This is a genomic window from Coprococcus intestinihominis (assembly GCF_040096555.1).
Classification (GTDB): domain Bacteria; phylum Bacillota; class Clostridia; order Lachnospirales; family Lachnospiraceae; genus Coprococcus_A; species Coprococcus_A intestinihominis.
The window spans coordinates 1-8,049 of the sequence record NZ_JBBMEK010000149.1; the positions used below are offsets into that span (position 1 = coordinate 1).

The 8,049-nt window shown below is 42.5% G+C and carries 7 protein-coding genes; all 7 read right to left on the reverse strand.

Features of this window, described 5'->3' with window-relative positions; translation table 11 throughout:
* On the reverse strand, positions 1 to 412 hold a 412-nt coding region (locus WMO25_RS11450), incomplete at its 3' end, for a hypothetical protein (protein ID WP_349085422.1).
* Positions 413 to 654: 242 nt separating this feature from the next.
* Entirely contained in the window at positions 655 to 909 is a 255-nt protein-coding gene (locus tag WMO25_RS11455; RefSeq protein ID WP_349085423.1) for a hypothetical protein, read from the reverse strand.
* Between the two features lie 11 nt (positions 910 to 920).
* On the reverse strand, positions 921 to 1,850 hold the full coding sequence (locus tag WMO25_RS11460) for a hypothetical protein (RefSeq protein WP_349085425.1): 930 nt from the start codon (positions 1,848 to 1,850) through the stop codon (positions 921 to 923).
* A 41-nt stretch (positions 1,851 to 1,891) separates the two neighbouring features.
* On the reverse strand, positions 1,892 to 5,011 hold the full coding sequence (locus WMO25_RS11465) for a P-loop domain-containing protein (protein WP_349085427.1): 3,120 nt from the start codon (positions 5,009 to 5,011) through the stop codon (positions 1,892 to 1,894).
* Between the two features lie 15 nt (positions 5,012 to 5,026).
* Positions 5,027 to 6,799 carry a hypothetical protein gene (locus WMO25_RS11470; RefSeq protein WP_349085429.1) on the reverse strand — a complete coding sequence of 591 codons (1,773 nt, stop codon included), beginning with the start codon at positions 6,797 to 6,799 and terminating at the stop codon, positions 5,027 to 5,029.
* Positions 6,800 to 6,881: 82 nt separating this feature from the next.
* Positions 6,882 to 7,802 carry an ATP-binding protein gene (locus WMO25_RS11475; protein WP_349085430.1) on the reverse strand — a complete coding sequence of 307 codons (921 nt, stop codon included), beginning with the start codon at positions 7,800 to 7,802 and terminating at the stop codon, positions 6,882 to 6,884.
* A 36-nt stretch (positions 7,803 to 7,838) separates the two neighbouring features.
* Positions 7,839 to 8,049: hypothetical protein (locus WMO25_RS11480; RefSeq protein WP_349085431.1), on the reverse strand; the 211-nt coding region annotated here is incomplete at its 5' end.

Here is an 8,049-nt window from a genome sequence, read left to right on the forward strand (position 1 = left end):
TACACACATTGTAATTACAGGATTCCAGAAGTTCACTCTCAAAAATATAGTCCTCCACATCGCAATCCATCCCGTCTGAACTCTTCCAGCTCTCCTGAAGCCGCATCCAGTCTCCTTCTGTTTCCGGGTATGTAAAGTGCATGCTCTCCATCAAAGAAAGATAGGCTTCATTTCCCTGCGTCCCTTTCGCTTCTGCCTCTGAAAAAGTCTCTGTAATCCCCTTCAAATCCTTCGTTATGCGGCAGATTTTGCTGAGTCCGTGCCTGTCCACAATCAAAATGAGCAGGCCCATAACTGCCAGAAAGGCATAGTTGATCAGCATACTATGACCGAATCCACCCAAAAAGGCTGTCGCCGCACACAAGATAATCCACACTGCATAAAGAATATTTTTGTTTCCTAATTTTTTCATAACATGTCTCCTCGTTTTTATTTTTTATAAATTTAAGCCTTTTTCAATCTATATCATCACCATACATCTTTTTTCCTCACGACTTCGTCCCAATATCGTTCATTTTCGCCATTATTTTCAAATAAACGTTAGATTAATTATAATCTCCCCTACTTTTTCCGTCAATCAATTGGCAGTTTTTTGAGCAAAAAAATCGACAGTTTTTGACGACTGTCGATTTTTTTCTGTATGATACGACTTATTTAATTTTTATGCTTTTCTATCTCCCGGATTTTTTCACTCTGCCACTCTTTCACCTTCTGTTTCTCTCCGGAAACAGACTGTTCGTAAAAAGTCGGAAAATCAATCATGGCTGTATAAAGACAGAACACCTGATAATATCCGGCATCTTCCAAAATGTCATCATACATCGCCTGTTCCCGTTCTGTCAGTACCTGATGGGCTCCAACCTTTTCCGCAATTGTATATATCTCTTCCAATACCTGCTGATCTAACATGATATGCCTCCTTATCTCCCAATTGTATAGGCGATTGCCTCAGTCGCTGCACGCTTCACATCTTCATCCGAATCTGCTGCATTCATAATCTCAGAAACGACCTTTACCATGATTTTCTTATTTAATCTGGCCACCCAGTTTTTGGTGTTGCTCTGCTCATACAGACTGGTCAGTATCACCTCACCCAGTTTTTCATATAACTGGCCGGTTTTATCATCCTTAAAAGGCTTTTCCAGTTTATCGCAATACGGCTTTCCGAAAGTCACACGAATCAGCCGAACAGCCGAATTAAACATTCTGACAAAAAGATCCGATAGCCGGAACATCGTCTTTCCCTGCATATGCTCCCAGGCCCATCCATCCGCAGAATTGCATCGAGTTTCTCCCAGTACAACCGGCAGCATTTTCGAGTAGCACAGGAAAATAATATGAAACGGATTAGCGTCTGAATTCATCACTGCCTTTGCATAATAATCAATCAGCACTTCTCCGGCACTTGGTATCTGATTGTTATATCCGTTTTCGATATAAATATCCTCCGGCACAGGATCTACTTCACTGTTTCTTTTGCGTTTCTTAATATGATCAAATGCTTTTTTCTGATACATTCCCCGGGCATAATCCGAAAACATCACTGTCTTCCGGACATCTTCCTTGTTTTTATAATTAAAGAAAACATTGTTGTTTTCCTGCAGAAAACTCTCACGTCCCCGCATAATTACATCTTCGTAGTCCTCTCTGGTATTGTATGGTGAGTTGTTCAAAACCGCCCAGATAGCCTTTGATGAATAGTTTTCCACCGCTGCTATCAATTGACCGTACGCTTCACTGCCCTGATCAAAGTGCTTCTCATTGAATTCATACAGTTGCTGAATCTCATCTTTTTCCTTATTGCGCTTTCCCCATCTTTCTTCCTGTTCATCCATTTTATTGTTGCTCATTTCTTCATCCCTCCTGTTCTCCTGTTGTCAAAACGACCTTATCATTGCACCGCTTCAGGAAACATCCCTTTGATTTCCTCTAAAACACCATTTTGGTATAACTTACCGCGGCTTTTCAGTTTATGAATATGCATAAAAGACTCATTCCAGCAGGCATCGGCCTTTTCCTGCTGCTCCAGAAGGACATATATTCTGCCAAGATAAAAACAGGCTTTATACAACGCTTCATGGACTGCCATTTGTTCGCCGCCTGTAAATGCCAGAAGTTCTCTCAACTCTGTCAGACTCTCCTCATAAAGTCCTGCTGCCTTTTCATAACAATCGCTATCACCTGCCATTGTCTTCCCTTTCTCAGCAAGGCTTTGTGCATATTTCGTCCGCATACTTGCCCTTTGAAATACATAACCAAAATTCACACGATTGCCCTTTGGCCGCAGCATTCCATATGCATCCGGATATTGTGCGTTGATTTCATCACAGATGGTGTTGATTTCCTGATACAGAGACGCTAATTCGTCCATCGCTCCATATTTACATAAAAGTCCTGCATAATTCAACAACGACTGCATATAATTTTCCGCATTTTCCGCAAAATCCAGATACATCAACTGTCTTCTTGCCTCTATAGAACGATGGCTCCACACAGAAGCCTCCGCTAATGGGTAGTGCCATTTGCTCATCAAAGCTGCCATATTATTGGAAAAAGTACCCATGGCCGACAAAACTTTTGCATCCCTCTCCGGCATGCCGGATACAATCTCATAAGCCCGAGCCAAATCCCTTTCTCCACCCTCTGCATCGGATAAAGTAATTCCCTTATGATAAGCTCTGTTATTATAGCAATACGCATAATTCAACCAATCCACTTTCTGCTTGTCTGCTTCCAGACGCCCATAGATTTGAATCGCACCGGAGGTCATGCCGATATCCAGAAGGACCCCCTGATAACCATGATTTCTGCCGTCTACTTTTCCTTCAAACTGATAAATGGCACCGGCAAAAGCATTCGTATATACAACCGCTTTTTGTGCTTCTGCAGCCCATTCTTCCACATACTTCATGATATTGCCATACAGGTAAATGGCCCCTTCATTCTTATATAAATCTGCTGAAGCACCATTATCCAGTTCCTTGCTGCCCTGTACAAGTATCATTTGAATCCAGTCCGACAATTGTACCTGCATCACATCCGCATAGTTTTCCCGCAAATGCTGTCTGAATGTCTCATTGGCCAAACGGATTTTTGTGCCGGTTTCTGTGCGTTTCAAATCGAGCAGACACCCCAGTTCATACATAATCGTCAACATTTCCATTGGCATTTCTCTGTATCCCATCAGAAAAGTAATCTGACTCAGAGAAAGCGGTGTATACGCATTAACAATCAATGTCAGAAACTGTATTGTCTTTTTAAACACTTTTTCACCATAAATCACCTGAAGCTTCTGAAGAAATAAACTGAGTCTATATTCATTGTCCATTTCCAACAAATCTCTGACGCTGATCTCCATCCCCATCAGACTGACAAACAGCTTCAGGCCGACATAATTTCTGCCTGTCCGGTTGATAATCGCCTCTGCCTGATCATACGCTGTGGAAGGCAGTAATTTTTTCAGATATCTTTGAAGATTCTCCTCGTGCTCTGTGCTTTTTCTGTCCACAGTATAACTTTCTGTCAAACTTAAATGTTCTATCCTTTGACTGACAAACTGACTCAACGGTTCCTCCTCACCGGTTCTGCAGGTCAATAATATATAGACATTCTCTGCCAGCTGCTGCGGTGCCGGAATATAGTCAAAGATTGTATGTCCCGTTTCCAAAATCCGGTCGGCAGTGATCTCATCCAGACCATCAATCACCAGCAGAAGTTTTTCCTTAAACTGCATTTTATCATAAATTTCCTGATAAAATCCCAGATAATCTGACATTTGCTGTGCCGGATCTTTACCCGTCAACGACAATGTACGCAACTCCTTCTCACTGCCTTCAATATTCTTTTGTGCATCTCTGTTTTTAGAAAATAAGGCCGTATTGCAGACTGCGACAAAATCATTGGTACTGCGAAATTCCAGACGGTTACAATAATAACAGCGTACCACCACATCCATCCATTCGTCCCGGCTGTCATCACCATGAATCAACTGATCAATGCTGCTGACAAAAGCGGTTTTCCCCATGCCTCGTTCCATCTTCAACATAAAGACGCCGCGGTCATAATCATTCAGGCAATGCGCCAGCCACCCATCCAGATTATCCATCGATGTGAAATTCTCCGCAAGATTCAGCTCGTTCAGATACTGATTATCTGATGAAAAAACAACATCTGCAACCGAATTTTCCGGCAAATATTTCCCTTCTCCTGTTAATTCGCGATATTTTTTTAAGAAGAACTCTGACTGCACGACAATTTTTCTTCCCTTCACATAATCCAGGGCATCTATCACAAGACGCCAGGAATTCATACTATCAAAGAAATATATGTCTCCTTCCTGAACAAATATGTATGGACGCAGATCAAAGATCAACTGACTAAAGGATGCCTCCAGCGTCTGTCCTTCAAAACTGCACACCGTTATTTCATCCCATTTAGGGAGCGAATACCCTTTCAGCTTTTTTCCACCCAGCATGATGTTCAATTCTGTATAAAAACTTTCCGTTTCCATGCAATGTTTGTTGATGGCTGTCGAATACTTTTTGAAATCTTCTGCGTACTGCATAATATCTCCGGCCACAGCACCGTGACCGATCCTTGTATTACGCCAGTTCACAACACCGGTGCGATTATATAACTGCAAAATACTTCTCAGTACCTGATAAAGCGGTTTTGCCGCCTCATCCTTCTGCAGGATTTTGCGCAGATCATTCCCATAAGCTGCCCACTGGCCAAGACTCAACGGATGTGCAATCAATGTCTCAAGACAGCGCTTTCCTTCCTCCGGCTCCCTTTTGCTTTCGATATAAGCCGTACCAACAAGTATCGGGAACTTAAGAAGGACTTCCAGCACATCCTTCATTTCAAAAAACGCGCCAAAGAGCTGGCCTTTTTCCAATAATTCATAAAAACGATGATATTCATGTGCGATAAAAAACGGGAACTGTGTTTCCACACATTTTTTGATTTCTGACTGATTGTCGATATAGGCCATAATTCTGTCTTTGTTCATCTTTTGTTTTCTCCTTTATTCGCCGACATTCCGATCAAGCGCTTTTCTTTTGCTCCGCCAGTATCTGACCGCTGAATCTTTGCATACAACCAACGCCACAAAGCCAATCAACACAACAATAACAAGAATGATAGGATATGCGATATTTTCCCGACACAAATTCATCAGACTGCCTGCTTCTTTAATTTCATTGAGAAATCCAATGCCATCCGCAAAGGCAGATAAAATGGCCAGCAGTGACAGAACAGCAACACCCACAGATAATTTATCTTCTTCCTGTTGTCTTTGCAGCAGCTCCGCATTTTCCTTCTCCTGCCTGCGCTGTTCCTCCTGGGTTTCCAGCAATTCCTCCAGGAAATCAACACCGGCTGTCAGACTCTGTATTTCTTCCCTCAAACGCAGATTTTTCTTGGCAAACTGATAAAAATCGTTTTGCGTCTGCATCTGACTGACAGAAGTATGTACGCTCTTTAATAAAAAAGTGTTGATTTCTGCCTGAATTTTTTTCAGTTTTAAGTTATAAGCTTCCGGTGCCTTCAGATAGTCCTTCGCATCTGCCGACAGTTCATACTCGATTTTTTCCGAAAAATGAATGAGTGAATAGAGCTGATACAGCAGCAATATGTAAATCATAAAATAATCTCTTCGTACGTTATCTGAAAGATTTGTCTTTAAATAATGCCGATTCTCCTCATTTTTGTACACATAACATCCGCATCCGCTATTGCATACATACCAATAGGCATCTTTAAATGGCTGATAAACATATTCTGACACATCCGGTGAACGCAGAAAATTCTTATTATGCCCTGCTGTCAGAAAATCCGCTCTGTCCAGGAGCATCTGCTTGCGCTGTCCTTCATCTGACTGTGCCTCTGCTTCCTGTTCAAAGGAAAAATAATTGTACAGCAGCGCCCGCCGCGGTCCATTTGTTTCACTCTGCCCTTTTTTGCCCCTTTTACTCTTAATCCCTTCCATCATATAGAAAGAAATCCCACAGTCCAGTACCTGCAATTTCTCATTCATCCACTGCGGAATTGAAAAACTCTCTATTTCCCTGAAACTGATATATGCTTTTACCTCTGACTCGTTCTGTTCCAGTCTGGTCAGGCAAAAATCAATCCGCTCATTTTCTTTCTTCTCCAATACAGGCGTCTCGGTGTGCTTCTCAAAATCCGCACACAGATAAACATTTTTACCTGAAAGCGCCGGCACACGATGATAAACTTCAATTAGTTGCCCGGTTATTGGTGCTTTCTCTTCTCTTATCTGAAGTATCGGCTGTTTTTCCTCTTCCTTTCCGCTGTTTTCTTCTTTCAAATTTGGATGATCCGAAACAATAAAACTTTTTTTACCTGCCACACGATAAATAAAATGCTCACGTTTATTTAATCCAAAGGTCTGCAGTTGATCTTCATATTCAATCAGTGTATCTACAGGCAGTTCTGTATCTTTGAAATCTATCTCATACCAGAATAAACCAATTCCGGTCCGGAATAAGTAAATACCACTATCTGAAATGGACACATATCTCGCCTCATTCTCTCTCAATTTGAGCCATAAATTAATTTTAGCTGATTGTCTGTTCTGTCTCCAGACTCCACCCTGTTTCTCTTTTTCATCTTTTGCATAATTAACCGTCTGGTAAATATGTCGATAAACATATCGGCAGGCCACTTGTCCCGGTTCCCATTCATCTGAGGCCTCAGACAATTTCCTGCAAACCTCTTCATATGCCCCATCAAAATAAAAAGGCACAATATAGCGCATCATCCGATCTCCGGCCATTTTTCTTCCCTCTTTCTCATATGCGTCTGTTGATTAAAGACGCTCTTATTTTTCATTCGAATGTATTCACCTCCGAATGTCTTCATCTCGGTCTTTTTGCTGCCAGATAGTATTTTCTTCCCCGGTTTTCGCCTTCGGCCCTGAGATAACCTCTGTCCACCAGCCCATTTAGCAGGCTTCTGGCAGCTGTCGTCCCCACATGGACGATTTCCCTGGCAGCCGCATTCGTCAGCCAATCATGTGTTTCCAGATAGGTCAGAATCATTTTTTCATTCTTATTAAAATCAACATCCACTGGTTGTATTGATTTAATCCTGCCGCCGGACACCCATACTGTCACACCGCCTTTGTCCAACTGCCATGAAACATCCGATACTTTCTGAAGTCCGTTTCCTATGCCATCTGTACAGCCCATATAATAAAGAATGCGGGCAATCAGAGGATTTCGCGGCACCGGCCTCTGTTCTCTGCTCGTAAAATCTTCCACTTCATATCCCTCCGGAAAGGCCCCCGGATTAAATATCTCGATATGATCCGCAAAAATCAACACTTCATTGCATTGGGTACTGTTGAAATCTCTATGTACAAAAGCATTGATGAGCAATTCATGCAGTATTTTCTCTGAATACCCCTCTGTTCGTTCTAAAATAAAACGCTCAGCTGCCCGAATTACCTGCAAAATCGCGCCTTGCGCGCGCTGCGACTCCGTAATCTTATGTCTTGTTCCATCCCTACAAACGGCCATCTGCAGTTCACACAGACCCGGTTCGTCAAAGAAAACAGCTGCACCTTTTTTCAGATACCCCTGTCTCGTCATAAGCATCTGACGCAATGCTTTGGAATTTTCTCCGTCAGCTGCAGCAATCCGCCCAAAATCCTGAATCTGATGTATCATATTTTCAATCTCATTACTGCCTGTATCTGCTGCTGTCCACTCGGAAGGCTGTTCCTCCCATGAGATACTATCCGTTTTTTCTGCCAGACGTACCTGATTCACATGCATAGCTTTCTCCCCTTTCTCTCCATATAAAATCTGCTTTTACCGCGCTTGTGCACGCCAATCATCTTCCTTTTTCTTCCAGTCTCCGATAGCAGCCTCCGCTAAGGCAATCTGTGCCGCTATCCAGTCCTTATCCACATGTCGGCCGTAAACCGCTGTCAAATGATACCCGACACATCCCGTACCATCATCCAGATAAAAACTTCCCCAGGCTTCCTGATTTAAGGCCATACATGTTTCCAGGGTATCC

Bases quoted from the DNA above. Each gene is read 5' to 3' on its own strand.
- WMO25_RS11460 (WP_349085425.1), bottom strand. From the start codon at position 1,850: ATGAGCAACAATAAAATGGATGAACAGGAAGAAAGATGGGGAAAGCGC.
- WMO25_RS11475 (WP_349085430.1), bottom strand. From the start codon at position 7,802: ATGCATGTGAATCAGGTACGTCTGGCAGAAAAAACGGATAGTATCTCA.
- WMO25_RS11470 (WP_349085429.1), bottom strand. From the start codon at position 6,799: ATGGCCGGAGATCGGATGATGCGCTATATTGTGCCTTTTTATTTTGAT.
- WMO25_RS11455 (WP_349085423.1), bottom strand. From the start codon at position 909: ATGTTAGATCAGCAGGTATTGGAAGAGATATATACAATTGCGGAAAAG.
- WMO25_RS11465 (WP_349085427.1), bottom strand. From the start codon at position 5,011: ATGAACAAAGACAGAATTATGGCCTATATCGACAATCAGTCAGAAATC.